This window comes from Catellatospora sp. NPDC049133 (genome assembly GCF_040648455.1).
Taxonomy (GTDB): domain Bacteria; phylum Actinomycetota; class Actinomycetes; order Mycobacteriales; family Micromonosporaceae; genus Catellatospora; species Catellatospora aurea.
On the sequence record NZ_JBEZDT010000010.1, the window covers coordinates 147,069 to 173,586 of the forward strand.

Annotated in this window: 23 protein-coding genes; 7 read left to right on the top strand and 16 right to left on the bottom strand. The window is 72.3% G+C overall.

Annotated elements, in window-relative coordinates:
- Positions 1 to 136: 136 nt before the first annotated feature.
- Positions 137 to 937, bottom strand: a complete 801-nt coding sequence (gene dapF / locus AB0B35_RS13820) for a diaminopimelate epimerase (RefSeq protein WP_361044740.1) — start codon at positions 935 to 937, stop codon at positions 137 to 139.
- On the bottom strand, positions 934 to 1,863 hold the full coding sequence (gene miaA / locus AB0B35_RS13825; RefSeq protein ID WP_361044743.1) for a tRNA (adenosine(37)-N6)-dimethylallyltransferase MiaA: 930 nt from the start codon (positions 1,861 to 1,863) through the stop codon (positions 934 to 936). Before miaA ends, dapF begins: the two co-directional genes overlap by 4 nt.
- 234 nt (positions 1,864 to 2,097) lie before the next feature.
- Here miaA and AB0B35_RS13830 point away from each other — a divergent pair, with 234 nt between their 5' ends.
- Both AB0B35_RS13830 and AB0B35_RS13835 read left to right on the top strand, forming a co-directional pair.
- On the top strand, positions 2,098 to 3,306 hold the full coding sequence (locus AB0B35_RS13830; RefSeq protein ID WP_361044746.1) for a DUF349 domain-containing protein: 1,209 nt from the start codon (positions 2,098 to 2,100) through the stop codon (positions 3,304 to 3,306).
- 174 nt (positions 3,307 to 3,480) lie between these two features.
- The gene (locus AB0B35_RS13835) at positions 3,481 to 5,172 is read left to right on the top strand and encodes a cellulase family glycosylhydrolase (protein ID WP_361044748.1); all 1,692 of its coding nucleotides are present in this window, start codon (positions 3,481 to 3,483) and stop codon (positions 5,170 to 5,172) included.
- A gap of 229 nt (positions 5,173 to 5,401) precedes the next feature.
- Here AB0B35_RS13835 and AB0B35_RS13840 read toward each other — a convergent pair whose 3' ends face one another.
- From AB0B35_RS13840 to miaB, 7 genes are all read right to left on the bottom strand, one after another.
- Entirely contained in the window at positions 5,402 to 6,790 is a 1,389-nt protein-coding gene (locus AB0B35_RS13840) for a nucleotide pyrophosphatase/phosphodiesterase family protein (RefSeq protein ID WP_361044751.1), read from the bottom strand.
- Positions 6,778 to 7,995, bottom strand: a complete 1,218-nt coding sequence (gene eboE, locus AB0B35_RS13845; RefSeq protein ID WP_361044754.1) for a metabolite traffic protein EboE — start codon at positions 7,993 to 7,995, stop codon at positions 6,778 to 6,780. Before eboE ends, AB0B35_RS13840 begins: the two co-directional genes overlap by 13 nt.
- Positions 7,995 to 8,843, bottom strand: a complete 849-nt coding sequence (locus tag AB0B35_RS13850) for a TatD family hydrolase (RefSeq protein WP_361044757.1) — start codon at positions 8,841 to 8,843, stop codon at positions 7,995 to 7,997. Before AB0B35_RS13850 ends, eboE begins: the two co-directional genes overlap by 1 nt.
- Positions 8,843 to 10,348: an EboA domain-containing protein gene (locus AB0B35_RS13855; protein WP_361044760.1), complete on the bottom strand. Its 1,506-nt coding sequence runs from the start codon at positions 10,346 to 10,348 to the stop codon at positions 8,843 to 8,845. The genes AB0B35_RS13850 and AB0B35_RS13855 overlap by 1 nt, the downstream gene beginning before the upstream one ends.
- A complete protein-coding gene (locus AB0B35_RS13860; protein ID WP_361044955.1) occupies positions 10,345 to 11,196 on the bottom strand; it encodes an SCO3242 family prenyltransferase in 852 nt (283 codons plus the stop codon). Before AB0B35_RS13860 ends, AB0B35_RS13855 begins: the two co-directional genes overlap by 4 nt.
- A gap of 350 nt (positions 11,197 to 11,546) precedes the next feature.
- Positions 11,547 to 12,680: an inositol-3-phosphate synthase gene (locus AB0B35_RS13865; RefSeq protein ID WP_361044763.1), complete on the bottom strand. Its 1,134-nt coding sequence runs from the start codon at positions 12,678 to 12,680 to the stop codon at positions 11,547 to 11,549.
- A 292-nt stretch (positions 12,681 to 12,972) separates the two neighbouring features.
- Positions 12,973 to 14,502 (bottom strand): tRNA (N6-isopentenyl adenosine(37)-C2)-methylthiotransferase MiaB, encoded by a 1,530-nt coding sequence (miaB, locus tag AB0B35_RS13870; protein WP_361044766.1) that lies wholly within the window; start codon positions 14,500 to 14,502, stop codon positions 12,973 to 12,975.
- A gap of 146 nt (positions 14,503 to 14,648) precedes the next feature.
- On the opposite strand from miaB, the gene AB0B35_RS13875 reads away from it, so the two are divergent.
- The 4 genes from AB0B35_RS13875 (at position 14,649) to AB0B35_RS13890 (ending at position 18,015) form a co-directional block, all read left to right on the top strand.
- Entirely contained in the window at positions 14,649 to 15,392 is a 744-nt protein-coding gene (locus AB0B35_RS13875; RefSeq protein WP_361044769.1) for an amino acid ABC transporter ATP-binding protein, read from the top strand.
- Between the two features lie 82 nt (positions 15,393 to 15,474).
- Positions 15,475 to 16,332, top strand: coding sequence for a glutamate ABC transporter substrate-binding protein (locus tag AB0B35_RS13880; RefSeq protein ID WP_361044772.1), 858 nt, complete (start codon positions 15,475 to 15,477; stop codon positions 16,330 to 16,332).
- Between the two features lie 74 nt (positions 16,333 to 16,406).
- Complete coding sequence (locus AB0B35_RS13885; RefSeq protein ID WP_361044775.1) at positions 16,407 to 17,081, top strand: amino acid ABC transporter permease; 675 nt, start codon at positions 16,407 to 16,409, stop codon at positions 17,079 to 17,081.
- Positions 17,082 to 17,106: 25 nt separating this feature from the next.
- A complete protein-coding gene (locus AB0B35_RS13890) occupies positions 17,107 to 18,015 on the top strand; it encodes an amino acid ABC transporter permease (protein WP_361044778.1) in 909 nt (302 codons plus the stop codon).
- 98 nt (positions 18,016 to 18,113) lie between these two features.
- Here AB0B35_RS13890 and rny read toward each other — a convergent pair whose 3' ends face one another.
- From rny to AB0B35_RS13920, 6 genes are all read right to left on the bottom strand, one after another.
- On the bottom strand, positions 18,114 to 19,970 hold the full coding sequence (gene rny / locus AB0B35_RS13895) for a ribonuclease Y (RefSeq protein ID WP_361044781.1): 1,857 nt from the start codon (positions 19,968 to 19,970) through the stop codon (positions 18,114 to 18,116).
- Positions 19,971 to 20,471: 501 nt separating this feature from the next.
- Complete coding sequence (locus AB0B35_RS13900) at positions 20,472 to 21,167, bottom strand: regulatory protein RecX (protein ID WP_361044784.1); 696 nt, start codon at positions 21,165 to 21,167, stop codon at positions 20,472 to 20,474.
- 26 nt (positions 21,168 to 21,193) lie between these two features.
- Positions 21,194 to 22,243, bottom strand: a complete 1,050-nt coding sequence (gene recA / locus AB0B35_RS13905) for a recombinase RecA (protein ID WP_203693961.1) — start codon at positions 22,241 to 22,243, stop codon at positions 21,194 to 21,196.
- A 217-nt stretch (positions 22,244 to 22,460) separates the two neighbouring features.
- Positions 22,461 to 22,661 carry a DUF3046 domain-containing protein gene (locus tag AB0B35_RS13910; RefSeq protein WP_203693909.1) on the bottom strand — a complete coding sequence of 67 codons (201 nt, stop codon included), beginning with the start codon at positions 22,659 to 22,661 and terminating at the stop codon, positions 22,461 to 22,463.
- Positions 22,662 to 22,665: 4 nt separating this feature from the next.
- Positions 22,666 to 24,072, bottom strand: coding sequence for an MFS transporter (locus AB0B35_RS13915; RefSeq protein ID WP_361044787.1), 1,407 nt, complete (start codon positions 24,070 to 24,072; stop codon positions 22,666 to 22,668).
- Between the two features lie 92 nt (positions 24,073 to 24,164).
- Positions 24,165 to 24,671 (bottom strand): GNAT family protein, encoded by a 507-nt coding sequence (locus AB0B35_RS13920; protein WP_361044790.1) that lies wholly within the window; start codon positions 24,669 to 24,671, stop codon positions 24,165 to 24,167.
- Positions 24,672 to 24,755: 84 nt separating this feature from the next.
- Between AB0B35_RS13920 and AB0B35_RS13925 the strand changes: the two genes are divergently transcribed.
- A complete protein-coding gene (locus AB0B35_RS13925) occupies positions 24,756 to 25,061 on the top strand; it encodes a zf-TFIIB domain-containing protein (protein WP_361044793.1) in 306 nt (101 codons plus the stop codon).
- 90 nt (positions 25,062 to 25,151) lie between these two features.
- On the opposite strand, the gene AB0B35_RS13930 is transcribed toward AB0B35_RS13925, so the two are convergent.
- Positions 25,152 to 26,477, bottom strand: a complete 1,326-nt coding sequence (locus AB0B35_RS13930) for an aminotransferase class I/II-fold pyridoxal phosphate-dependent enzyme (RefSeq protein ID WP_361044796.1) — start codon at positions 26,475 to 26,477, stop codon at positions 25,152 to 25,154.
- Between the last annotated feature and the right edge of the window lie 41 nt (positions 26,478 to 26,518).

Here is a 26,518-nt window from a genome sequence, read left to right on the forward strand (position 1 = left end):
TGCCGCGCACCGCACCCGCCGGCGCCGCGCAGGCCGCACCGCACCCGCCGCACCGCGCAGGCCGGACCGCGCGGTGGCCGCACGCTGCGTCTGCCGTGTGGTTGCCTCGCGGCCGTGGAGCGGACTGCGGATGGCGTCAGGGACGCGGAACCAGGGCGGCGGGGTCGAGTTCGCCGGTGAAAGTCAGGACAGCGGGGCCGGCGAGCCAGGAGGTGCGGGCGTCGCGGGTGACCTCCAGGCGGCCGCCGGGCACGTCGACGGTGACCGTGCCGGTGTCGCGGCCGGAGGTGTGCAGGGCGGCCACCCCGACGGCGGTCGCGCCGGTGCCGCAGGACATGGTCTCGCCGGAGCCGCGCTCGTACACCCGCATGCGCCGGTGGTCCTCGCCCAGCTTGACCGAGAACTCGACGTTGACCCCGGCCGGGAACAGCACCGGGTCGGTCTCGGGCGCGCGGGACAGGTCCACGGCCGCGGCCACGGAAGCGGGCACGTCGCAGACCAGGTGCGGGTTGCCCATGGAGATCGCCAGGCCGGGGTAGCTCACCCCGTCGATCACCGCGGTCGAGTCGCCGAGCAGTGCGGGCGGGGCCATGTCGACCCGGACCAGGTCGCCCTCGACGTACGCGGTGCGCAGGCCGCCGCGGGTGGACAGCGGGATCTCCTCCCCCGCCAAGCCGGTGGTGTGCAGGTAGCGGGCGAAGACCCGGACGCCGTTGCCGCACATCTCCGACAGCGAGCCGTCGGAGTTCCAGTAGTCCATGAAGTAGACGGCGGCGGGGTCGGACGAGGGCTGCACCCGCAGCACGCCGTCGCCGCCGATGCCGAAGCGCCGGTCGCACAGGGCCGCGACCAGGGCGGGCGTCAGCTCGACGGTGCCTTCGAGATCCTCGATGATCACGAAGTCGTTGCCGGTGCCGTGTCCCTTGGTGAACTTCACGGCGTCTCCCTCACCATCCGCAGCGCCTGCGCCACCAGGTCGGGGGCCGCGCCGTCGAGCCAGCGTACCGAGGGGTCGCGGCGCAGCCACGAGCGCTGGCGCCGGACGAAGCGGCGCGTCCCGGTGACGGTGTCGTCGTGGGCCTGCTGCTCGCCGCACCTACCGTCAAGGTACGCCAGGACCTGCTGGTAACCGAGCGCCCGCGACGCGGTCAGGCTGCCCGCGAGCCCTTCCGGGAGCAGCCCGCGCACCTCGTCGACGAGCCCGTCGGCCCACATCTTGCCGACCCGCTGCGCGACGCGCACGTCCAGGTCGGCGCGGTCCACCGCGAGCTGGAGCACCGGGTACACCGGGACGGGGTCGGGCAGGGAGGCGGTGAACGGCTTTCCGGTGAGTTCGATCACCTCCAGCGCCCGTACGATGCGACGCCCGTTGCTTGAAAGGATCTTGTCTGCGGCGGCCGGATCGGCCGCGCGCAGCCGCTCGTGCAGCGGACCTGGGCCGACCTCGGCCAGCTCGGCCTCCAGCCGGGCGCGCACGTCGGGATCGGTGCCGGGAAACGAGAAGTCCTCCAGCACCGCCCGCTGGTAGAGGCCGGACCCGCCGACCAGCAGCGCCACCTTGCCCCGGCCCTGGATGTCGTCGATCGCCGCGCGGGCCAGCCGCTGGTACTCCGCGACGCTGGCCGGCTCGGTGACCGGCCAGATGTCGAGCAGGTGGTGCGGGACGCCCTCGCGCTCGGCGAGGGTGAGCTTGGCCGTGCCGATGTCCATGCCGCGGTAGAACTGCATGGAGTCGCAATTGACGACTTCACCGCCTAGGGTGTGGGCCAGGGCGAGGGACAGCGCCGACTTCCCCGCGGCGGTGGGACCGACTACCGCGATCACCGTTGCGTCCGTTTTCGCACCTGTCTCGTTCACCCGCACGAGACAACCGTAATCGGATCGTGCCCTGCGCAGCGGGGCGGAGCAGGTGCGGTGTCGGCGCGGACCCCGTAAGGTCACCTTGTCCTGGGCGCGCGCCGCGCGTCCAGCCGGACCTGTGACAATGCTGAAGGAGAGACGAACTACTCTCCCCGGTGTAACGGGTCAACTGCGCTGTGGCGGCGACCTCGCACGTGATGGCGAGGTTCGGTCGGGAAGAACGAGGATGGGCACATCATGAGCGACTGGGCATCGTATGGCCGGGTGGACGCGGACGGCACGGTCTGGGTGAAGTCGGCCGCGGGCGAGCGCGCCGTCGGATCATGGCAGGCCGGCACCCCGGAAGAGGGGCTGGCGCACTTCGTCCGCCGGTACGAGGATCTCGTCACCGAGGTCGACCTGATCGAGACCCGCCTCAAGTCCGGGGCCGCTGACGCCTCGCAGACCCTGACCACGGTCAAGCGGCTGCGCGCCGGCATGGACGAGGCGCACGTCGTCGGCGACATCGACGGGCTGTCCACCCGCCTGGACGGGCTGACCACGCTGGCCGAGGAGAAGGCCGGGGCGGCCAAGGCCGCTCGCGACGCCGCCCGGGTCGAGGCCGTCGCCCGCAAGACCGCGCTGGTCGAGGAGGCGGAGAAGCTCGCCGCCGAGTCCACGAGCTGGAAGGCGACCGGCGACCGGTTCAAGGAGATCCTCGACGAGTGGAAGACCATTCGCGGGGTCGACAAGAAGACCGACGGCGACCTGTGGAAGCGGTTCTCGGTCGCCCGGGACAGCTTCACCCGCCGCCGCGGCGGCCACTTCGCGACGCTCGACGCCGCCCGCAAGCAGGCCCAGACCGCCAAGGACGACCTGGTCGCCGAGGCCGAGTCGCTGGCCGAGTCGACCGACTGGGCGGCCACCGCGGCTCGGCTCAAGGAGCTGATGGCCGACTGGAAGGCCGCGCCGCGCGCCTCCAAGGAGGCCGAGCAGAAGCTCTGGGACCGGTTCCGCGCCGCGCAGGACGCGTTCTTCACGCGCCGCAGCGAGGTCTTCTCGGCCCGCGACAACGAGCAGAAGGCCGCGCTGGTGCGCCGCCAGGAGCTGCTGGCCCAGGCCGAGGCCATCGACGTGGACGCCGACCCGAAGGCCGCGCAGAACGCGCTGCGTGAGATCCAGGGCCAGTGGCACGACACCGGCCGGGTCCCCCGCGAGAACGTGGCGGGCCTGGACCGCCGCCTGCGCGCGGTCGAGGACAAGGTCCGCGACGCGATGGACGCCGCCTGGCGGCGTACCGAGCCGTCGGCGAACCCGCTGCTCAAGCAGATGCGCGAGCAGGTGGCCGAGGCCGAGGCGCGGCTGGAGCGGGCGCAGGCCGCCGGCGACGCCAAGCGCATCAAGGAGGCCGAGCAGGCCCTGGCCGGCAAGCGGAATTTCTTGGCCTTGGCCGAGAAATCAAGCTGATCAGCCTCGCCCTGGCGGAGAAGTCGAGCTGATCTGAACGAACAGCAAGGGGGCGGTCGCGCGAGCGGCCGCCCCCTTGCTGTGTACGCCATCGGCGGTGCACGATGTACCCGGAGCCAGGGCAGGCACGCATTTCCCGATCACGCACGTCCGTTGTGGATGGAGCAATCCGAAATGCGTTGGAAGACTCGCACGACCGCGTTCACCGCGGCCCTCGCCGCCGTGACAGCCGCCGCGGCCACCGCCCTCGTGGCGATCACGTTCTCCGCCGGACCGGCCAGCGCCGACACCGGCACCGGCTACCTGCGCACCAGCGGCCGCAACATCGTCGACAGCACCGGCCGGACGGTGCGCCTGACCGGCATCAACTGGTTCGGCATGGAGACCGACAACAAGACCTTCCACGGCCTGTGGGCCAACGCCCCCGCCACCTGGAAGGGCCAACTCGACCGGATGTCCTCGCTGGGCTTCAACACCCTGCGCGTGCCGTACTCCGGGGACGCGCTCAAGGTCGGGGCGGTGGCCACCGGCATCAACGACTTCACCAACCCGGACCTGGTCGGCAACTCGCCGCTGCAGATCCTCGACAAGGTGATCGCCTACGCGGGCGCCAAGGGCATGCGGGTCATCCTGGACCGGCACCGGCCGACCGCGGCGGGGCAGACCCCGCTCTGGTACACCGCGTCGGTCTCCGAGGCCAGCATGATCGCCGACTGGGTGATGCTGGCCCAGCGGTACGCCGGCAACCCGACGGTGATCGGGGCCGACCTGTTCAACGAGCCGCACGCCGAGGGCACCGACCCGAACGCGACCGGCGCCTGCTGGGGCTGCGACGTGCAGGCCCGCGACTGGCGGCTGGCCGCCGAGCGCATCGGCAACGCGGTGCTGGCCGCCAACCCCAACTGGCTGATCTTCGTCGAGGGCGTGAGCTGCCTGTCCGGCGGCGTCGCCAACGAGTGGGACAACATCCCCGACGACCCGATGGCCTGCGACTGGTGGGGCGGCAACCTGTCCGCCGCGATCGACAAGCCGGTCCGCCTGAACGTCGCCAACCGGCTCGTCTACGCCCCGCACGACTACGGCATCTCCGTGTACGACCGGCAGAAGTGGTTCAGCGACCCGAACTTCCCGAACAACCTGCCCGCGGTGTGGGACTTCTTCTGGGGCAAGCTCGCCAAGCAGAACGTGGCCCCGATCCTGGTCGGCGAGTTCGGCAGCACGCTGGCCAACCCGCTGGACACGCAGTGGCTGACCAAGCTGATGAGCTACATCGGGGAGAACGGGCTGTCGTTCACGTACTGGTCGTGGAACCCGAACTCCGGAGACACCGGCGGCATCGCGCTGGACGACTGGTACTCGATCAACCAGACGAAGTACAACATCCTCCAGCCGTACCTGAACCCGCCGTCGGGCAACCCGAACCCGACCACCCCCGGCCCATCGGTCTCCCCGTCGCGCTCGGCCTCGCCGTCGCCGTCCCCGTCGCGGTCCACCTCGCCGTCGCCGTCGGTCTCGCCGTCGGCATCACCGTCCACGCCGCCGAGCCCCGGCACGGGGGCCTGCACCAAGGTCGTCACGATCACCAACTCGTGGCAGGGCGGCTACCAGGCCGAGGTCCGGGTGACGAACACCGGCACGAGCGCCGTGAACCCGTGGACGATCACGTGGACGGTGCCCAGCGGGGTGTCCCTGACCAACGGCTGGAACGCGACGGTCACCCAGAGCGGCACCACGTTCACGGCCGCCGCACCGAGCTGGAACACGTCGCTGGCACCGAACGCCACGGCGGTCATCGGCTTCACCGCGACCGGGCCGTCCTCGCCGGCCCCGAGCAACGTCCGCCTCAACGGCGCGGCCTGCGCCTGACCCCCGCCCCGGCGCGTCCATCCGTTTAGGACAATGGATGCGCCGGGAACAAGGCACCTGGCGCCCTGCATCGATCCACCGGCGATCGCCGGGATGGGTGCCAGGTCTCGCCGGCCCGACTGCGACCGCCGCACCGGGCCGGCGAGGTCCTCCCACCAGGCGTTTCTCCCTGCCTGGTGTTAGTAAGGTGCCCTTCCTCTACACATAGCGACAAGAAGGTGCCCTTCCTTCAGCTCAGGCCGGCGAGGTGGAGGAGGAGGGGTTTGACGTCGGTGGCGGCGAAGGCGTCGCGGGCCGGGGTGGGGTCGGAGCAGATGAGGACGGGGCCGTCGGCGGCGGCGGTGGGCAGGCGGCCGTGGGAGCCGCGTACGGCGCGAGCGCCGGCGTCTAGGCCGACGACGTCCATGAGGTAGCGCATGCCGGCCTTCTTGCGCAGCAGCGCGGTGGCGGCGCGGCGTTTGGCGGCGGCCGGGGCGGCCGGGTCGAAGAACAGCTCGGCGGGGTCGTAGCCGGGCTTGCGGTGGATCTCGACCAGGCGGGCGAAGTCGGGGGCCTTGGCGTCGTCGAGCCAGTAGTAGTACGTGAACCAGGCGTCGGGCTCGGCGACCAGGACCAGTTCGCCGGAGCGCGGGTGGTCGAGGCCGTACGCCGCCTTGCCGGACTCGTCGAGCACCTGGGCCACGCCGGGCAGGTTCGCGCAGATCTTGGCGACGATCGCCCGGTCGGCGGGGTCGGCCACGTAGACGTGCGCGACCTGGTGGTCGGCGACCGCGAAGGCGCGGGAGGTCCACGGGTCCAGGTATTCCATGCCGGCCTGGGTGTGCACGCGCAGCAGGCCCTCGGCGCGCAGGGCCCGGTTGACGTCCACAGGCCGGCGCACCGGCGTGATGCCGTACTCCGACAGCGCCACCACGGTGGCCCCGCGCGCGGCGGCGTCGTCGAGCAGCGGGGTGAGCACGCCGTCGAGTTCCTTCGCGGCAGCGGCGGCCTCGGGGCCGTACGGGCCGAAGCGCTGCAGGTCGTAGTCGAGGTGCGGCAGGTAGACCAGGGTCAGGTCGGGTGCGTGCGCGGCCATGATGTGCCGGGCGGCCCCCGCGATCCAGCGGGTCGAGGCGATACCCGCGCCCGGCCCCCAGAACTGGAACAGCGGGAACGTGCCCAGTTCGGCGGTGAGGGCGTCGTGCAGTTGCGGCGGGTCGGTGTAGCAGTCGGGCTCCTTGCGCCCGTCGGCGCGGTACACCGGTCGCGGCGTGACGGTCCAGTCGACGTCCGCGCCCATGGCGTACCACCAGCAGACGTTGGCAACCGTGTAGCCGGGGCGGGCCTTGCGGGCCGCCTGCCACACCTTCTCGCCGCCGACCAGCGCGTGGTGCTGCCGCCACAGCAGCACCTCGCCCAGGTCGCGGAAGTACCAGCCGTTGCCGACGATGCCGTGCTGCGCGGGCATGACACCGGTGAGCAGCGTCGACTGGGCCGAGCAGGTGACCGCGGGCAGCACCGTGCCCAGCGGCGCGGAGAAGCCGGCGTCGGCGACGGCCCGCAGCCGGGGCATGTGCTCCAGCAGGCACGGGGTGAGCCCGACGACGTCGAGCACGACCAGCGGGGTCACGGTGTCCACGGGCGGACCTCCTGCAGCTCCATCATCTCCAGCGGTGCGGTCGGGCCGCCCGGGGCCAGCCCGAGCGCGATCAGCTCGTCGCGGGCGAACGCCAGCTCGGCGGCGATGCCCGCGGCGAGCTGCGCCGAGGTCACCGGCCGCTGCGCGGGCGGCAGCACGTTCCAGGTGTACGTCTCGACGTCGACGTGGTCGCAGCCCGAGGTCGGCCCACCGAACAGCTCCTTCAGCGCCACCCGCAGCTCGGGCAGGGTGCTGCCGAGCGGCGCGGCCGGTTCGGCGTGCAGCGGCACGTGGTAGTGCACCCGCCACGGCTGCGGGGTGCGGCGCGGGCGCGGCAGCAGCCGGTCCAGGGCCTCGCCGAGGTCGTCGGCGGCCTCGCCACGCGAGCCGCGGGTCTGGTGCAGGAACCGCGGCTCGTCGTAGCCGCGCAGCACGGCCTGCGCCGCGACCGGATCGTCGGCGGTCAGCGCGGCGGAGACCTGCACCTTGATCACCGGCAGTCCGGCGCGGGCCAGCCGGGACAGCGCCTCGGCCGGTTCCTCCCAGGCACAGGCCAGGTGCGCGAGGTCGAGGCATACGCCCAGCCAGTCGCCGTCCATGCCGGACCACAGCCGGGCGGCCTGCTCGGTGGTCTCCACCACGCAGCCGGGCTCGGGCTCGAAACCGACCTGCACGGTGCGGCCGGTGCGCCCGGCGATCGCGGCCAGGCCGTCGGCCAGCTCGTCCAGCACCCGCCCGGCCGTCCCGGCGCGCTCGGTGTCCCACGGCTCGCGCCAGGCCAGCGGCAGCGTCGAGATGGAGCCGCGCACCGCGTCGTCGGGCAGCAGGTCGGCCAGCACCACGGCCAGGTCCAGCGTGTAGCGCAGCCGTTCCGGGGTGGTCCAGTCCGGGTGGTACACCGCGTGCTTGACCACCTCGGCCTGGAACGACTGGTACGGGAACCCGTTGAGGGTCACCACCTCCAGCCGCCGGGCGTCCAGCTCGCGCCGCAGCCGCCGGCGCAGGTGCGGCTCGGCGGCCAGCGCGGACGCCGCCGGGGCGGCCAGCCACAGGCCCAGCCCCAGCACGTCGGTGTCCAGCTCGGACCGGATCGCCGTGCCGTACGTGTCGAGCTGCGCGACGATGCCGTCGAGGTCCTCGGCCGGGTGCACGTTGGTGCAGTAGCTCAGGTGCACCGTCTGCCCGTCGGGATGGAACAGCCGCATCAGGCACCACCCCGCTTGATCGAATTCCCGGCGAAGTCGGCGGGCGCGTCAGCGTCGGACAGGTCCAGCCGCCCGGACGCCCCGTAGAACTCCACCGGGTTGCGCCACAGCACCCGGTCCACGTCGTCGTCACTGAACCCGGCCGCGAGCATCGCCTCACCGGTGGCCCGGGTCAGCAGCGGGTCGGAGCGGCCCCAGTCGGCCGCGGAGTTGACCAGCATGCGCTCGGTGCCGTGGCGGCGCAGCAGCTCCACCAAACGCGGTGGGGACATCTTGGTGTCCGGGTAGATCGAGAAGCCGAGCCAGCAGCCGGTGTCGCGGACCAGCTCCACGGTCACCTCGTTGAGGTGGTCGATCACCACGCGCCCCGGGTCGATGCCGGACTCCCGCACCACGTCCAGGCTGCGCTGGGTGCCGCGCTGCTTGTCCCGGTGCGGCGTGTGCACCAGCGCGGGCAGGTCGTACTCGACGGCCAGCGCGAGCTGCGCGGCGAAGGCCAGGTCCTCCAGCGGGGTCATCGAGTCGTACCCGATCTCCCCGACCGCGACGACCGCGTCCTTGTCCAGGTAGCGCGGGACCAGTTCGAGCACCTCGCGGCAGCGCGGGTCGTTGGCCTCCTTCGGGTTCAGCGCGATGGTGGCGAAGTGCCGGATGCCGAACTGCCCGGCCCGGAACGGCTCCCAGCCGATCAGCGCGTCGAAGTAGTCGGCGAACGAGCCGGGGCTGGTGCGCGGCTGGCCCAGCCAGAACGACGGCTCCACCACGGCGCGCACCCCGGCGGCGGCCATCGCCTCGTAGTCGTCGGTGGTGCGTGAGGTCATGTGCACGTGCGGGTCGAAGATGCGCATCAGATCCCCTTCTCGGCTTTGAGGCGGGCCAGCAGCGCCGCCGCGTCGGCGGGCAGCTCGCGCCCGGCGGCGTGGCGCTCGTCGGCGACCCCGGCCAGCATCGCGGCGAGCTCGCTGTCGGCCCGGTGGTCCAGGTCGTCCACACAGGTCAGCGGGATGCCCATGAACACGCACTTGACCACCGCCTGCCGCCAGGCGGCGGCGTCCAGGTGCGCCGCATACGGCCCCAGCGCCGCGGCGACCAGCCGGGTGTCGTTGGTGCGGATGGCGTCGTGCAGCAGCTCGACCGCGCTCGCGCCGACCGGCAGCAGCGGCAGCGCGCGCAGCACCGCCCGCTTCTCGGCGGCGTCGCCGTGCCGGTAGAGCGCCCGTGCCTGCACCGCCGCGCGGTCGGCGGGCAGCGTGGCCAGCAGCACCGCGCGGGCCGCCTCGTCCGCGGTCCAGCCGGGCACGCCCAGTTCGGCGCGCCCGCAGCGGCGGGCCGCGGCCGGGAACAGCCGGCTGATCACCGACGGGTCGGCGGCCACCCGGCGCAGCGCCTCGTCCAGCCAGCCGCCGTCGTCCACCGCGGCCAGCGCGGCCCGCAGCACGTCGGGCGCGGGCACGGCCCCGGACGGGCGGCGCTGCCCCGGCGCCCGCTGCCCCATGGCGGCGGTCCGGTCGGCGGTGCCGGACTGGCCGGCCGCGGCGCGCAGGAACGTCAGCGAGCGCCGCGCGACCTCCGGCGCGGCGTGCGAGTGCCGGGGCAGCTCCACCCCGACCAGGCCGCGGTATCCGGCGTCGGCCAGCGCCCGCAGCACCGGCGGGAAGTCGATCTCGCCCTCGCCGAACTCCAGGTGTTCGTGCACGCCCCGGCGCATGTCCTCGATCTGCACGTTGACCAGCCACGGCGCGGCCGCCGCCACGCAGTCGGCGACCGGCTCGGGCTCCAGGCACCGGCAGTGCCCGATGTCGAGGGTCAGCCCGAACGCGCGTGGCATGCCCAGCGCCCGGTGCAGCGCCCGCCAGCCCGCCAGGTCCTGCACGAACATGCCCGGCTCCGGCTCGAAGCCGATCGGCACGCCGGCCTTGGACGCGGCCTCGGTCAGCCGGGCGCAGCCGTCGACCAGCCGGTCCCAGGCCAGCTGCGCATCGACCGACGGCGGGCGCACCCCCGACCAGCACGATACCGCCTCCGCGCCCAGGTCGGACGCGATCGACACGGCGCGCAGCAGGAAGTCCAGCCGGACCTCGCGCTCGTCGTGCAGCAGCGTGGGCGCGTGCTTGCGGCGCGGGTCGAGCAGGTACCGCGCGCCGGTCTCGACCACCACCGACAGGCCCAGCTCGATCAGGCGGGTGGCCAGGCCGGAGACCCGGCGGGCCAGTCCCGGGGCGTACGGGTCGAGGTGGTGGTGGTCGAGGGTCAGCGCGACGCCGTCGTAGCCGAGGTCGGCGAGCACGGCCAGCGCGTCGCCGAGGCGGTGGTTGGCGAAGCCGTTGGTGCCGTAGCCGAAACGCAGGTTCATGTGGCCGAGATCCTCCGGACCAGGCGCCGGGCCAGCGGCGCGAGAGCGGCGAGGGCGAGCCCGGTGACCCCGGCCCCGGTGCGCGCGGCCAGGGTGCCCTGCAACGTGGGCAGCCCGGTGATGCCCGAGCCGACCGCGGCGCGGACCCGGGCCGCGTCCGGCTGCGCGGCGGCGCGGGCCTGCGCCCGGCCGTAGTGGGTCAGGTACCAGCCGGCCAGCGCCACCGGCAGCACCGCGCGCCAGCCCTTGCGGCGGCTGGCCCCGGCGGCGGTCGCGGCGACGGCGACCGTGCCGGCGAGCGTGGCCACCGGCAGCGTCGCGTCCGCGCCGGACACCTCACGCCGCGACAGCGCGGTCACGGTGTACGTGTGCGCGGCGACGGTCAGCGCCGCGGGGACCGCCTTCACGGCCCGCCCGCCCGACGCGCCGAGCAGCACGTCCAGCCCCCGGCAGGCGGCCATCACGGCCGGTCCTGCCGCGGTGTTCTTGGCTTTCACGTCGTACGCCCAAACGGTCGCCGCCAGCGGCACGGCCGTGGCCAGCCCTCGGCGGCCGCCCGCCCACGCGGCCAGACCCACCCCAGCGGCGGTGAGCCCGGCGGCCAGGCCCAGCGCGGCCCGGGGCGACACCCGCCCGCTGGGGATCGGCCGCTCCGGCCGCTCGACGGCGTCCAGCTCCCGATCGGCCCAGTCGTTGGCCGCCATGCCCGCCCAGTACAGGCACACCGACGCCGCGGCGAGCCCCGGCGTGCGCCGGTTGAGCGTCCCGGCCGCAGCGGCCCCGGCGATCACGTCCCCGGGCACCGAGAGTGCGGCTGGCGCCCGCACCAGCTCGGCCACATCCCGGATCGTGGCAGCCCAGCGCCCAGCGCGAGAGCGGGCGTCTCCGCCCGTGCCGGCTCCGCTCTCGACAGCGCTTCCAGCCTGTGCGCCGGGGCCGCGGTCCCGCATCGTCGCCGCCGCGGGGTACCCATCAGCTCCTGACGCCCGCCTCGGTGCGGCAGCCGTGCCGCTGCGGTGGATCTTGTGCAGTTCGTGTCGTCCTGGCGACATCAAGTGCACAAGATCCGAAGATGGTGCCTGCCGCGCCGACGACTGGCGGGGGTCGGCGGGGCGGGCCGGGTGGCGCTGGCCCTGCGCGGCGCGCATGGCGCGGGCGGCGGGCAGTGCCGCAGCGCGCTGCGCCTCGGTCAGCGCGGTCACGCCAGGCCCTCGACCATGCGGACCAGCGCTTCGAACTGGGCGCTCAGCCCGTGCTCGACGTCGCCGAGCGGGTCCTTGAAGAAGAACGCCAGCTCCGGCAGCGGGCCGCTGCGCCCGGCGCGGTGCGCGGCGGCGGTGAGCCGGACCAGGTCCAGCACCAGCGGGGCGGCCAGCGCCGAGTCGCAGCCGTGCCAGCTGAACTCCAGCCGCATCGCGGTGCCGAGGAAGCCGCGGAAGGTGACCAGATCCCAGGCGGTCTTGAACTCGCCCAGGTCCTCGACGTACTCGATGCGGGTGTCGCCCTGCGGCTGGTAGCCAAGCGTCTCGGCGAGCACCCGCTGCTTGCTGGCGGCCTTGGCCGCGTTCGGCGCTGGCTGGGCCAGGTTGGCCCCGTCACCGCCGCCCAGCAGGTTCGCGCCGGACCAGCTGCGCACGGCGAGCGCCCGCATCGCGAACATGGGCGCGAGCACCGACTTGACCAGGGTCTCCCCCGTCTTGCCGTCGTGCCCGGCGTACGGCACCCCGCGCTCGTGGGCCAGTTGCGCCAGCGCGGGCAGCCGGGCCCCGGTGGACGGGGTGAAGTCGACGTACGAGCACCCGGCCGTGAACGCCGCGTACGCGTACAGCGAGCTGGGCGGCAGCACCGGCGTCGGGCCGCGCAGGGCCTCGCGCAGCACGTCGAGCGCGGCGTGCGCCTCGTGCGGCTCGGCGGCGGGCTCGGTGGACGACACGTTGACGACCACGACCCGCCCCAGTTCGTGGCGGCGGCGGAACTCGTCGATGTCGGCGGCGACCAGCGCGGCCGTCTCGGCCTGGGTCGCACCGCGCGGCGCGGGACGCACCTCGGCGTCCAGCGTGGCCAGCTCCGGCTGCAGCGCGGTGACCAGGCGGCCGGGCAGCACGCCCGCGTCGGCGAGCGCGTCGGCCTTCTTGAGGATCGGGGTGGCGACCACGTCGTGCCCGCCGAACACCAGGTCGGCCAGGGCCGGCAGGGCGGGGCTGCGCAACTGCGGCAGTTCCGTGACGCACCCGGTGGGCTCGGCGAGCCCCGCGCGCAGCGCGACTGCTCCGACGATGCTGGTGACGGCGACCGACCCCCGCCCACCGACCAGCCAAACACCTGTTCGCATGCGGTCTCCCGGGGAGATGGAGGAAAAACCACGACAGATTACTTGATTTCGCCGAGACTACCCGGATTCGGACCTACCGGCGTTTCGTGAATCGTCGTCGCAGCTCACCCCCGCGTTTCGGACAAAGGAAGGGCACCTTCCCATCGCTATGCGATGTAGAAGGTGCCCTTCTTAACGGTGGCTGCGGGTGTGGCGCTGCGGTCGCCGGCGAAGATCGCCGTTTCGGGTCAAGATCTGCGGTTGAACCGCAGCTTTCGCCCACAAACAGCGATCTTCCGGTGCAGAACCGGGGTCAGCAGGTGGAGCAGGCCGAGTCGGCCGGGGCCGGCTGGGCGGGCGGGCGGCCGATGGTGGGCAGGCCGAGCATCACTCCAGCGGTACGCGCCACCCGTCCCGCCTCGTACGCGTCCCCCGCCCGGGTGCGCCGGTGCGACACCAGCGCACCGTCGCAGTTCAGGTGGTGCGGTGCGGCGTAGTCGACCACGGCGTGCACGATGTCGCCCGGCCGGACCAGCGCGGACTGCTCCGGCGCGACCGCGAAGTGGACGAGCCGACCGTCCCGGGCCCGCCCCGACATCCGCCCGGTGGCCTGGTCCTTGCGGCCCTCGCCGACCGCGACGAGCACCTCGACCTCGCGCCCGACCAGCTTCTTGTTCTCCGCCCAGGTGATCTCCTCCAGGGTGGCGACGAGCCGCTCGTAGCGCTCCTGCACCACCGCCTTGGGCACCTGGCCGTCCATGGTCGCGGCGGGCGTGCCGGGCCGGATCGAGTACTGGAAGGTGAACGCGCTCGCGAACCGCGACTCGCGCACCACCCGCAGCGTCTCCTCGAAGTCCGCGTCGGTCTCGCCCGGGAAGCCCACGATGATGTCGGTGGTGATCGCCGCGTCCGGCATGGCCGCGCGCACCTTCTCGATGATCGACAGGTACCGGTCGGACCGGTACGAGCGCTTCATCGCCTTGAGCACCGCGTCGGATCCGGACTGCAGCGGCATGTGCAGCGAGTGGCACACGTTGCCGGTCTCGGCCATCGCCTCGATCACGTCGTCGGTGAACGCCGCCGGGTGCGGGCTGGTGAACCGCACCCGCTCCAGCCCCTTGTCCTGGAGCTGCCCGGTCGCCCGGAGCAGCTTGCCGAAGGCGAGCCGGTCGCCGAACTCCACCCCGTAGGTGTTCACGTTCTGGCCGAGCAGGGTCACCTCCAGCACGCCCTCGGCGACCAGCGCCTCGACCTCGGCGAGCACGTCGCCGGGGCGGCGGTCCTTCTCCTTGCCGCGCAGGCTGGGCACGATGCAGAAGGTGCAGGTGTTGTTGCAGCCCACCGAGATCGACACCCAGCCGGAGTACGTCGACTCGCGGCGGGTCGGCAGCGTCGACGGGAAGACCTCCAGCGACTCCAGCAGCTCGACCTGGGCCTGCTCGTTGTGGCGGGCCCGCTCCAGCAGCACCGGCAGCGAGCCGATGTTGTGGGTGCCGAACACCACGTCGACCCAGGGCGCCTTCTTGACGATCTCGCCCTGGTCCTTCTGCGCCAGGCAGCCACCGACGGCGATCTGCATGCCGGGGTGCTTGTCCTTGACCGGGCGCAGGTGGCCGAGGTTGCCGTAGAGGCGGTTGTCGGCGTTCTCGCGCACCGCGCAGGTATTGAAAACGACTACGTCGGGGGTGCGGCCGGGTTCCGCGGCCGGGTCGAGTCGCACGTATCCCGCTCCGTCGAGCAGGCCCGAGATGCGCTCGGAGTCGTGCACGTTCATCTGGCACCCGTACGTGCGCACCTCGTAGGTGCGGGCGGGCCCGCTCTGGGTTTCAGGCTGACTGGTCATCTCAATCGACCAGGGTATCCGGTCGCGGGCACGGGTACGGAATCCGGGGAAGTTACCCGGTCGTGACCATCCAGCGCCGTTCTCGTCGCTTCGGCGGCCCTAAGGTCGGTGGGACGACGATGTACGAACGCCGAAAGGACGGTGGCATGTCCCACGAACCGCTCATTGTGCTGGACGCGGTGAACAAGTGGTTCGGAGACCTGCACGTGCTCCGCGACGTGAGCCTCACGGTGGACCGCGGTGAGGTGGTCGTGGTGATCGGCCCGTCCGGCTCGGGCAAGTCGACGCTGTGCCGCGCTGTCAACCGGCTGGAGACGATCAACTCGGGCATCATCCGCTTCGACGGCAGCCCACTCCCGGCCGAGGGCCGCGCGCTGGCGAAGCTGCGCAGCGAGGTCGGCATGGTCTTCCAGTCGTTCAACCTCTTCGCGCACATGAGCATCCTCGACAACGTCATGCTCGGGCCGGTCAAGGTGCGCGGCGAGAGCAAGGCCGTCGCCCGCGAGCGCGCCCTGGCGCTGCTCGACCGGGTCGGCATCGCCAGCCAGGCCGACAAGCTGCCGGTGCAGCTGTCCGGCGGCCAGCAGCAGCGGGCCGCGATCGCCCGCGCGCTGGCCATGCAGCCCAAGGCGATGCTGTTCGACGAGCCGACCAGCGCACTGGACCCGGAGATGGTCGGCGAGGTGCTGGACGTCATGACCTCGCTGGCCAAGGAGGGCATGACCATGATCGTGGTGACCCACGAGATGGGCTTCGCCCGCGCGGCGGCCGACCGGGTCGCCTTCATGGCCGACGGGCAGCTGGTCGAGCAGGCGCCGCCCGCCGAGTTCTTCGCCAACCCGAAGAGCGAGCGGGCGCGGGACTTCCTGTCGAAGGTCCTGCAGCACTGAGACTCCGTCGTCGTGACCGACGGCGGCTGCAACTCCGGCGCCGCTGACCGTGGGGCCGGGCTGATGAGGGAGGACACATTCCATGCGTATGAAGCGTCTGGCCGCTGCCGCGGCCGTGGCCGTGCTGGCACTCGGCGTCGCCGCGTGCGGCGGCGAGGAGACCCCGACCACCCCGTCGGGCGAGAGCCCGCTGGTGGGCAAGGCGACCGCGGGCACGCTGAAGTTCGGAGTGAAGGCGGACCAGCCGGGCCTGGGCCTGCAGACCGGTAGCGCGTACGAGGGCTTCGACATCGAGATCGCGAAGATCATCGCGAAGGGCCTCGGCGGCGACCCGGCGAAGAACACCTACGTGACGACGGTGTCGGCCAACCGTGAGCCGTTCATCCAGTCCGGCCAGGTGGACATCGTGGTGGCCACGTACACCATCAACGACGACCGCAAGAAGAAGGTCAACTTCGCCGGCCCGTACTTCACCGCCGGACAGGACCTGCTGGTCAAGGCCGACTCCACCATCACCGGCCCGGAGGGCCTGGACGGCAAGAAGGTCTGCTCGGTGACCGGCTCGACCCCGGCCAAGCGGATCAAGGAGAAGTTCCCGAAGGTGCAGCTGCAGGAGTTCGACGCGTACTCCAAGTGCGTCGAGGCCCTGAACACCGGCACCGTCGACGCGGTGACCACCGACGACATCATCCTCGCGGGCTACGCGGCGCAGTCGCAGTACGCGGGCAAGTTCAAGGTCGTCGGCAAGCCGTTCTCCTCGGAGCCCTACGGCATCGGCCTCAAGCTCGAGGACAAGGCCGGCTGCGCCAAGATCAACGAGATCCTGAAGGCATCGGTCACCAGCGGTGAGTACAAGGCTGCCTGGGACGCCACGCTCGGCAAGAGCGGCACGCCGGCGCCGACCCTGGACGTCAGCAAGCTGACCAACTGCCCCGCGTGATCATCCGGGTGGGACGGGCGCACGCCGCCCGTCCCACCCGTTTTCGTGAAGACCGAATTTTCTGAAGAGGTGGGATGGACGTCTTCTCCGATCCGGGCAACCGCGAGCTGTATCTCGACGGCTTCCTGATGATCCTGAAGCTCACCGGCGCTTCCGCCCTGCTGGCGCTGGTGCTGGGCGTGCTGCTGGCGGGCTGCCGGGTCTCGCCGGTGCCGGTGCTGCGCGCGGTCGGCGCGGGCTGGGTGCACCTGTTCCGCAACACCCCGCTGACGCTGATCATCCTGTTCTGCTTCTTCGGGCTCTACAGCGCGGTGGGCGTGGAGTTCTCCGAGGACATCCACGTCAACAACTACTGGCTGGCGGTGACCGGCCTGTCGGCGTACACGGCCGCGTTCGTCTGCGAGGCGATCCGCTCCGGCATCAACACGGTGCCGATCGGCCAGGCCGAGGCGGCCCGCGCGCTGGGCCTGACGTTCGCCCAGAACCTGCGCCTGATCATCCTGCCGCAGGCCGTGCGCTCGGTGGTGGCCCCGCTGGGCAGCATCCTGATCGCGCTGACCAAGAACGCCACCATCGCCGGCGTCATCGGCGTCGCCGAGGCCTCCAACGCGATGAAGACCCTGATCGAGAACAACGGCGACCAGACGATCGCGATCTTCGCGATCTTCGCGCTCACCTTCGTGGCCCTGCTGGTGCCGGTCGGCTACGCCTTCAGCGCCCTGGCCAACCGCCTGGTGGTGCGCCGATGAGCGGATCGCGCAGCGAGGAGAAGGCATGAGCGCCAGCGTTCTTTACGACCACCCCGGGCCGCGGGCCCGGTTGCGCAACCGCGTGCTCAGCGTGGTCTTCGTGCTGCTGGTGATCGCCGGGCTGTACGGCGTCTACCGGGCCTTCGACAGCACCGGCCAGTGGACCTGGCAGAAGTGGCAGCCGTTCTTCGAGACGGTCGTCGTCAACGGCGTGCCGGTGAACTTCTGGCAGGACTACGTCGTGCCCGGCCTGCTCGGCACGCTGCAGGCGGCGGCGACCGCGATGGTGTTCGCGCTCGTCTTCGGCGTGGTGTTCAGCGTGGCCCGGCTCTCCGAGCACGCCTGGATCCGGGTGCCCGCGGGCGTCGTGGTGGAGTTCTTCCGCGCCGTCCCGGTGCTGCTGATGATCTTCTTCCTGTCGTTCGGCGGCTACTGGGTCTTCGGCACGTTCATCGAGCCGTTCTGGTCGGTCGTCATCGGCCTCACCCTGTACAACGGGTCGGTGCTGGCCGAGGCGTTCCGGGCGGGCATCCGCGCGGTGCCCAAGGGGCAGTCGGAGGCGGCGTACAGCATCGGGCTCACCAAGTCGGGTGTCATGCGCCTGATCCTGGTCCCGCAGGCGGCCCGCAGCATGCTGCCGGTGATCGTCAGCCAGCTCGTCGTCGTGCTCAAGGACACCGCGCTGGGCTACATCGTCTCCTACCCCGAGCTGATGCTCGAGGGCAGCAAGAGCTACGCGGTGTTCGCCAACCCGGTCCCGACCTTCATGGTGCTGGCGCTCATCTACATCGTGATCAACGCGACGCTGACCCTCATCGCGCACCTGCTGGAGCGCCGGGCCAACCGCCGCGGCATCACCAACCCGGGGACTCGCGCCGCCCAGACCGAGACGGCCGCGGCCGGCCTCGGCGGGGGCGGCGGCGTCGCCGCCTGATCCGCTCCCGCCCTCGCACCGACAAGATCGCCGTTTGCGGTCAGAACGTCAGGCTCGACCTCGCGTTCTACCACAAACGGCGATCTTCGTTCCAGCACTCAGCGGGCGATCTCGGTGGTGCGGGACTCGCGGACCACGGTGATGCGGATCTGACCGGGGTAGGTCAGCTCCTCCTCGATCTGCTTGGCGACGTCGCGGGCCAGCACCGCCGCGCCGATCTCGTCGACCTCCTCGGGCCGCACCATGACCCGGATCTCCCGGCCGGCCTGCATCGCGAACACCTTGTCCACGCCGCTCTTGGCCCCGGCGATCTCCTCGATGCGCTCCAGCCGCTTGACGTACGCCTCCAGCGACTCCCGCCGCGCCCCCGGCCGCCCGCCCGAGCAGGCGTCCGACGCCTGAGTCAGCACGGCCTCGATGGTCTGCGGCTGCACCTCGTTGTGGTGCGCCTCGATCGCGTGCACGACCTCGTCGCTCTCCCCGAAGCGCCGGGCCACGTCCGCGCCGATCAGCGCGTGCGAGCCCTCCACCTCGTGGGTGAGCGCCTTGCCGATGTCGTGCAGGAACGCCGAGCGCTTGATCAGCTCCGGGTCCAGCTTCAGCTCCGAGGCCATGATCCCGGCGATGTGCGCGGTCTCGACCAGGTGCTTGAGCACGTTCTGCCCGTACGACGTGCGGTAGCGCAGCCGGCCCAGCAGGGTCACCAGTTCCGGGTGGATGTCCGTGATGCCGACCTCGACCAGTGCGTCCTCCGCAGCGCGCTGGCACATCCGCTCGACCTCGAACCGGGCGACGTCGTACACCTCCTCGATGCGGTGCGGATGGATCCGCCCGTCGAGGACCAGCTTCTCCAGGGTGAGCCGGCCGACCTCCCGGCGCACCGGGTCGAAGCAGGACAGCAGCACCGCCTCGGGAGTGTCGTCGATGATCAGGTTGACCCCGGTGACGGTCTCGAAGGCCCGGATGTTGCGGCCCTCCCGGCCGATGATGCGGCCCTTCATCTCATCACTGGGCAGGTGCAGCACGCTGACCACGCTCTCCGCGGTCTGCTCGCTGGCCACCCGCTGGATCGCGTCGACCACGATGTGGCGGGCCCGGGACTCGCCGGTGGACCGGGCGTCGGCCTCGATGTCGCGCACCAGCAGCGCCGCCTCGCGCTTGGCCTGGTTCTCGATCGTCTCGACCAGCTCGCTCTTGGCGGCGTCGGCGGTCAGCCCGGCGACCCGCTCCAGCTCCTTGCGCCGCTGCTCCTGCGCCTGGGCCAGCTCCTGCTCCTTGCTCTGCAGGCCTAGCTCCCACTTGGCCAGCTCGGCCTCGGCGGCGGCGATGCGGCGGTCGCGTTCGGCGAGGCGCTCGGCCTCCTCCACGTTCTGGCGCTCGCGCTCGGCCAGCCGCTCGGCCTCGGCCGCGTGCATCCGCTCGCGCTCGTCGAGCCGCTGCAACCGCCGCTCGGCCTCGGCGGCCTGGTCCTTGGCGGTAGAGGTGAGCATCGCGATCTCGCGCTCGCCGGTGCGCCGGGCGGTCGAGCGGACCTGCTCGGCGTCCTCCTCGGCCTGCCGGTGGGCCCGCTGCAGCACGGTGTCGGCCTCGGCGTGGGCCGCGTCCAGCACCCGCTGCGCCTCGGCCCGGGAGGTGGTCACCTCGGCCTTCGCGGCCGCGTTCTCGGCGCGTACGGCGGTGGCCTCGGCGCGGGCGGCGGCCACGGAGCGGCGCTCGGCTTCCAGGGCGGTCTGCGCGTCGGAGACGGAGTTCTGCAGCTCGACCAGGGTCTGGCGCTGGCGCTCGCGCTCGGCCACGGCCTCCGGGTCGTCCACGATCACGCTCAGCGGCTGACCGGTCGGGGCGGTGGGGGCGGCCAGCCGGCGCACCAGGCGCACGCCGACCGCCAGCATCCCCGCCACCATAAGCGCGAGGAGGACGATCGCCGCCAGCAGCAGCCCTTCCATCGTGGTCATGCCACTCGCCCGTCGAACTCGGTCATGGCCGCCTCCTGACGCTCCGAACCGCCGACACGGTGGTGCCGGCGCGGAGGCAACCCGACCAGATGTGCGGACCCGCCACACGACGCGCACGGCGCGGCCCGGCGACACCCGTCCTTTCGGCGGATGCGACCGGCGCACCATAGCCCGCGAACCGCTTCAACGGCCCTGAGCTGCGACTACATGTAGACAGCCGCAGGGGTACAGCGGCTGCGCGTATCCTCACCAGGCAAAACTGTTGTCGTACTGTTACACGTTCTATGTTGTGTGGTTTAACACGTACTGGTCGGTGATACCTCTCCTGCGAGGCTAGGTTGCCGATGGCGGTCCGGTCAAGAACTCATGATCGGACACCAAGACGGACGCATCGCCCATTGTGTCCGGTTGTCACGCAGCCCACCGATGCCGAACCGTGACCTGACCGGCGAACCCACGCCGCGCCGGGCGTGTCGCGAACCCGACCGAAGGCCGAGAAAATCACTGCTCCGGCGTGTCGAAAAGATCGGGGTCGAGCAGCTCCGCCAGCTCCGCGTCCTCGGCACTGCGCGCGGCCAGGGCGTCCTTCACGGCACGCACCGCGATCCCGCCCGGGTAGCCCTTGCGCGCCAGGGCGCCCACCACCCGCCGGAACACCGCGTCCGGCTCGCCGCGCGTCGTGCGCAGCTTGCGCACCGCCAGCTCGTACGCCGTCTGCGCCTGGGTCTCGTCGTCGAGCTCGGCCAGCGCCTCGGTGACCACCTCGGCGTCCACGCCGCGCCGCCGCAGCTCCTGACCCAGTGCCCGGGACGCCAGCCCCTTGCCGTGATGGCGGCTGGACACCCAGGCCCGCGCGAACGCCGCATCGTCGATCATGCCGACCTCGTCGTAGCGGTCGAGCACCGCCTCGGCGACCTCGTCGGCGACGTCCTTGGCCCGCATCGCGGCGGCCAGCTCCGCCCGGGTGCGCGGCCGCACCGCGAGCTGGCGCAGGCAGATCTCCCGCGCGACCTCGTGCGGGTCGCGCTGCGCCTGCCGCTTCGCGGCCCGCTCGGCTCGCGGTGACCCGTCGTCCACGAGCTCCGCACCGTCCGACGGGCCCATGCCGTCGTCGCCGGGGCGCGCGGGCCGGGCCGGGGCGGGCGGTTTCGCGTCCCATCCCCGGCCGGTGCGCGCACCGCGGCGTCGTCCCGTCATGGGTTCGTCGGCTTCTCAGGCGTCGATCAGAAGTCGACCGGCGGCAGCGCCGGGCCGCCCGCGGCGTCCGACACGCTCGACTGGCCGACGCCCAGCTTCTCCAGGATCTTCTTCTCGATCTCGGCGGCGACGTCCGGGTTCTCCTTGAGGAACTCGCGCGCCTTCTCCTTGCCCTGGCCCAGCTGGTCGCCCTCGTACGTGTACCAGGCACCGGCCTTGCGGATGATGTTCTGCTCGACGCCCACGTCGATCAGCGAACCCTCACGCGAGATGCCCTTGCCGTACATGATGTCGAACTCGGCCTGCTTGAACGGCGAGGCGACCTTGTTCTTGACCACCTTGACGCGGGTGCGGTTACCCACGACCTCGGTGCCGTCCTTCAGGCTCTCGATGCGGCGGATGTCCATGCGCACCGAGGCGTAGAACTTCAGCGCCTTGCCACCGGTGGTGGTCTCCGGGCTGCCGAACATGACGCCGATCTTCTCGCGCAGCTGGTTGATGAAGATCGCGGTGGTGTTCGAGCTGTGCAGGCCACCGGTCATCTTGCGCAGCGCCTGGCTCATCAGACGCGCCTGCAGACCGACGTGGCTGTCGCCCATCTCACCCTCGATCTCGGCGCGGGGCACCAGCGCCGCCACCGAGTCGATCACGATCAGGTCCAGCGCACCGGAGCGGACCAGCATGTCCGCGATCTCCAGCGCCTGCTCACCGGTGTCCGGCTGGGAGACCAGCAGGGCGTCGGTGTCGACGCCGAGGGCCTTGGCGTATTCCGGGTCGAGGGCGTGCTCGGCGTCGATGATCGCCGCGATGCCGCCGGAGCGCTGCACGTTCGCGATCGCGTGCAGGGCCAGCGAGGTCTTGCCGCTGGACTCCGGGCCGTAGATCTCGACGATGCGCCCGCGCGGCAGGCCGCCGATGCCCAGCGCCACGTCCAGCGCGATCGAGCCGGTGGGGATGATCGCCATCTGCACCTGCGGCCGCTCGCCGAGGCGCATCACCGAGCCCTTGCCGAACTGCTTGTCGATCTGGGCGAGCGCCAGGTCGAGAGCCTTGCTCTTATCGGGGTTAGCCGCCATCTTCGTCGCCACCTCTTTTAGGGCACTGTCAGTCGCCGACTTCGCAGCCTTCTTCGTCACGCCGACACGCTAGGCGCTGGGTCCGACAAAGGCGATACGGGCACGCCGGGCCTGTGGACAACCACGGCATGCACAAGCACTGGTTGTGGACGATAGCCGAACACGTGTACGAGCGCCATCCTGCCACGCCGTAGGTGTGCTCGCACACGCATACGGGTCAGCGGAGGCGGCCGGGCACCCGTTCGGCGTACTGGTCGCACACGGCACGCCAGATCACGTGCACTTCCTCACCGTCGGCCAGGGCGGTGTCGATCGTCCGCCCGCCCAGCTGCGGCAGCACCTGGTCAGCGGCGACGCTGGCGGCGTAGGTCGGGCCGAAGACCTCGGTCAGCCGTTCGTAGAAGTCGGTCCGTCGCATCGGGCTAGTCTGCCACCTTCACGGCGGCGAGCGTGGAGGGCCGCAGCGCCAGCGCGATCAGCGGGATCGTGGCCAGCGCGGCGAGCAGGGCGAGCACCGCGTACCCGGACAGCTCGACCACGACCCCGGACAGCACCCCGGCGGTCGCCCCGGACAGGCCGGTCACCAGATCGGAAAGCCCCTGCGCGCGGGGCTTGACCGCCGCCGGCAGCGACTCGGTGAACAGCGTCGAGCCGGCCACCATGGTCCCGGACCAGCCGAGCCCCAGGGTCAGCAGCGCCACCGTGAGCAGCGCCGTGTCGTGGCCCGCGGTCGCGGCGAGTGCGCACGCGGCGATGAGCAGCGCCACCCCGCCCAGGATCACCGGCACCCGGCCCACCCGGTCGGTGAGCCAGCCCACCACGGGCGACAGGCCGTACATGCCGGCCACGTGCACGCTCAGCACGAAGCCGACGATGCGCAGCGTGTCCGGAGCGCTGTGGGTCTCGCCGATGTGCACCGGCGTCATCGCCATCACCGCGACCATGACCAGGTGGCCCAGCGCCATCGCGGTCATGCCCAGCCGGGCGGCCGGCGAGGCCAGCACCGCCCGCGCCGCCGAGCCCAGCGTGTGCCGCTCGGCTGTGCTGCCGCCCGCCACCCTGTCGGCCGTGCCCTCCCCGGCCGCCGCCGCGACGCCACCGGCCGCTGCACCCGCGGCGACCGCCGGGCCACCGGTCGGCGCCGCGCCCGTGGGCAGCGCCGCTCCGGCAGTCGCCGGGGTTTGGCCGACCGGGGTGCGTACACCGGCCGCGGTCTGCGCCAGCAGCAGCGGGTCGGGGCGCAGGAACAGGGTGAGCAGCAAGGCGCTGATCAGGAACGACACGGAGGCGAAGGCGAACGGGCCGGCCAGCTCGGGGATGCCGAAGCGGGACAGTGAACCACCCAGCGGGGCGGCCAGGTTCGGGCCGACCACCGCGCCGAACGTGGTCGACCACACCACCAGCGACAGCTGACGGCCCCGGCGCTGCGGCTCGGCCAGGTCGGTCGCTGCGTAGCGGGACTGCAGCTTCGCCGTGCTGCCCGCGCCGAACAGGAAGAAGCCGACGAACAGCAGCGGGATCGAGTCGAGCGTCGCCGAGGCCAGCACCGCCACGCCGCCGACCGCGCCGGTGAGGTAGCACAGGGCCAGGCCGGGCCGCCTGCCGTACCGGCTCATCAGGGCCGCGGCCGGCACGGCCAGCACCCCGCCGCCGACGACCGCCGCGCTCTGCGCCACCCCGGACAGGGCGGTTCCCGCCATCGCCCTGGTGAGCAGCGCACCGACCGAGATGCCCATGGCCACGCCCAGACCGCTGACGACCTCGACGACCATGAGCAGGCGGATGGTCCTGGCCTGGACCGCGCTGTACGCGGCGACGGCGGACGTCATGAGGGGCTCCCGGGGGCGTAAGGGGTGTGGGCGCTTGCTCTACCTTGCCCGACCGCGCCCGTCCGCGCCGCCCCGCCCCCGGCCGGTCGCCCCTAGCGCAGGTCGTCGGGGAGCAGATCCATCAGGAGGCCGTCGTGCCAGGAGCCGTCGGGGCCGAGTTCGTACCGGCGCATCACGCCCACCGGCTGAAAGCCGACCTTGGCGTAGCAGGCGATGGCCGCGGTGTTGTCCGCGGCCGGGTCGATCACGAGCCGGTGGTGCCCCAGCTCGTGGATCAGGTGCCGGGACAGGGTGCGCACCGCGTCGGAGCCCAGGCCGCGGCCGTGCACCACGGGGTCGAGGTACAGGTCCATGCCCGCGTGCCGGTACATGGCGTCGGTCTCCTCGTGCCACTGGATGGCGCCGACGACCCGCCCCTCGTGCTCGATCGCCAGCAGTTCGAGATCGGGATCGGCCAGGTCGTCCTTGATCTCCGCGGCGAGATCCTCGCCCTGCCACCGGACGCGGACCTCCGGCGTGGCCCGGATCGCGGCGAGGCCGTCCACGTCCTCCGGGCCGGCCGGCCGTAGCGTGACCCGCTCGCCGTGCAACGTCGTCATGCCGCCACCGTACGGCCCGGCCCGGCTCCCGGCCCGCGGATTACCCATGATCGACTCTGGACGCGACTCGCTAGGCTCGGGCGCATGCAGATGACATGCCCGAAATGCCACGGACAGATGCGGCAGTACGAGCGCAACGGCGTCACCGTCGACCAGTGCACCGACTGCCGCGGCATCTTCCTCGACCGCGGCGAGCTGGAGCGGCTGACCGCGGCCGAGAACGCCTGGCACGGCAGCCGGCAGCAGGCCCCGCCGCCGCCCCCGCAGCAGCACGGCCACCACGACTCGTCATACCCCCGCCACGACCAGCACCGCTCTGACGACCACGGCCACGGCCACCACAAGAAGCACAAGCACCAGGAGTCCTTCTTCGAGGACCTCTTCGGCTGACCGCCCGCTTTTGAACCGACGTCGGCCCATCACATCGAGTTTCCGTCGATCGGAGTCGATGTGATAGGCCGACGTCGATGACAAGCCGGGTCAGCGCAGCACCGCGCCCTGAGCCGGGAGCACGGCGCTGGCCACGGCCGCGGCCAGCGGCTCCACCTCCTCGGCGCGCAGCGTCGCGATCGTGATCCGGATCCCGGGCCCGGCGGCGGTGCGGAACACGTGCCCCGGGGCCACCGCGAACCCGGCGTCCCGCAGCGCCGTCACCGCCCCGGTCTCGTCGGGCACGGGCACCCACACGTTGATCCCGGTCCGCCCGCTCGCCGCCACTCCCCGCCGGCTCAACGCCGCGACCAGGGCGTCCCGGCGCTCGTCGTACACCCGCCCGGCCGCCGCCACCGCCCGCCGCGCCGCCGGGTCCCGCCACAACTCCAGCAGGGTCCGCTGGAGCAGCCCGGACACCCAGCCCGGCCCGAGCCGCAGCCGCCCCTCCACCCGCGACACCGTCTCCGGGTCCCCGGCGAGCACCGCACAGCGCAGGTCGGGGCCGTACGGCTTGCTGGCGCTGCGCACGTAGGCCCAGTGCGACCCGCCGGCGACCGGGTGCGACGGCACCGCCGCGAGCTCCCCGGCGTGGTCGTCCTCGATCACGAACACGTCGCGCAGCAGCGGCCGCAGTCGCGCCGCCCGCTCGGCGCCCACCGCGCCGCCGGTCGGGTTCTGCGCCCGCGTCGTGATAACCGCGGCGCGGACGCCGGCCGCGACGGCCGCGCGCACCCCGTCCGGCAGCGGCCCGTCGTCGTCGACCGGCATGGACACCGGCACCAGGCCGTGTGCCGCGATCAGGTGCAGCAGCGCAGCCCAGCCGGGATCCTCCACGGCCACTCTGTCGCCGGGCCGCAGCCGTGCGCCGAACAGCCGGTCGATCCCGTCCAAAGCCCCATTGACCAGGGTGTACGCCGCACCGTCCGGCAACCCCGTCAACCGCGTGCGGGCCTGTTCGAGCAGCTCCGGCAGCGGCCCGCCGTCGGCGTAGCGCAGCGCGGCCGCACCGGCGGCGAACGAGTCCGCCACGCGCCGCAGCACCGGGGCGAGTGCGGGCAGCAGGGCCGGATTCGGCTCGCCGTCGGACAGGTCGCGTACGCCCTCGGGCACGACGCGCGCCGCCCGGCCGGTCGCGATCGGGGTCACCGGGCGCACCCGGGTGCCGTGGCGGCCCGCGGTCACCACGATGCCCCGGTCACGCAGCCGCTGGTAGGCGGCGGAGACGGTGGCCGGGCTGATCGCCAGCTCCGCGGCCAGCGCGCGCACGCTGGGCAGCGCTTCCCCGGGCGTGAGCGCGCCGCGGCGTACACCCTCCTCGACGCAGGACGCGATCGCCGTTGCCGTGCCCCCGGTGATCGGATATCGTACTGTCACAAAGGCAAGTATGTACTAATACATTATTCGAGTCAAGGAGG

Excerpts from the sequence above, each read along its gene's own strand:
- AB0B35_RS13880 (WP_361044772.1), top strand. The coding sequence starts at position 15,475 with ATGCGTATGAAGCGTCTGGCCGCTGCCGCGGCCGTGGCCGTGCTGGCA.
- AB0B35_RS13910 (WP_203693909.1), bottom strand. The coding sequence starts at position 22,661 with ATGCGACGGACCGACTTCTACGAACGGCTGACCGAGGTCTTCGGCCCG.
- AB0B35_RS13855 (WP_361044760.1), bottom strand. The coding sequence starts at position 10,348 with ATGAACCTGCGTTTCGGCTACGGCACCAACGGCTTCGCCAACCACCGC.
- AB0B35_RS13875 (WP_361044769.1), top strand. The coding sequence starts at position 14,649 with ATGTCCCACGAACCGCTCATTGTGCTGGACGCGGTGAACAAGTGGTTC.
- AB0B35_RS13885 (WP_361044775.1), top strand. The coding sequence starts at position 16,407 with ATGGACGTCTTCTCCGATCCGGGCAACCGCGAGCTGTATCTCGACGGC.
- AB0B35_RS13920 (WP_361044790.1), bottom strand. The coding sequence starts at position 24,671 with ATGACGACGTTGCACGGCGAGCGGGTCACGCTACGGCCGGCCGGCCCG.
- miaB (WP_361044766.1), bottom strand. The coding sequence starts at position 14,502 with ATGACCAGTCAGCCTGAAACCCAGAGCGGGCCCGCCCGCACCTACGAG.
- AB0B35_RS13865 (WP_361044763.1), bottom strand. The coding sequence starts at position 12,680 with ATGCGAACAGGTGTTTGGCTGGTCGGTGGGCGGGGGTCGGTCGCCGTC.
- AB0B35_RS13900 (WP_361044784.1), bottom strand. The coding sequence starts at position 21,167 with ATGACGGGACGACGCCGCGGTGCGCGCACCGGCCGGGGATGGGACGCG.
- rny (WP_361044781.1), bottom strand. The coding sequence starts at position 19,970 with ATGACCACGATGGAAGGGCTGCTGCTGGCGGCGATCGTCCTCCTCGCG.
- AB0B35_RS13915 (WP_361044787.1), bottom strand. The coding sequence starts at position 24,072 with ATGACGTCCGCCGTCGCCGCGTACAGCGCGGTCCAGGCCAGGACCATC.
- AB0B35_RS13835 (WP_361044748.1), top strand. The coding sequence starts at position 3,481 with ATGCGTTGGAAGACTCGCACGACCGCGTTCACCGCGGCCCTCGCCGCC.
- AB0B35_RS13830 (WP_361044746.1), top strand. The coding sequence starts at position 2,098 with ATGAGCGACTGGGCATCGTATGGCCGGGTGGACGCGGACGGCACGGTC.
- recA (WP_203693961.1), bottom strand. The coding sequence starts at position 22,243 with ATGGCGGCTAACCCCGATAAGAGCAAGGCTCTCGACCTGGCGCTCGCC.
- AB0B35_RS13850 (WP_361044757.1), bottom strand. The coding sequence starts at position 8,843 with ATGCGCATCTTCGACCCGCACGTGCACATGACCTCACGCACCACCGAC.
- AB0B35_RS13925 (WP_361044793.1), top strand. The coding sequence starts at position 24,756 with ATGCAGATGACATGCCCGAAATGCCACGGACAGATGCGGCAGTACGAG.
- AB0B35_RS13890 (WP_361044778.1), top strand. The coding sequence starts at position 17,107 with ATGAGCGCCAGCGTTCTTTACGACCACCCCGGGCCGCGGGCCCGGTTG.
- eboE (WP_361044754.1), bottom strand. The coding sequence starts at position 7,995 with ATGCGGCTGTTCCATCCCGACGGGCAGACGGTGCACCTGAGCTACTGC.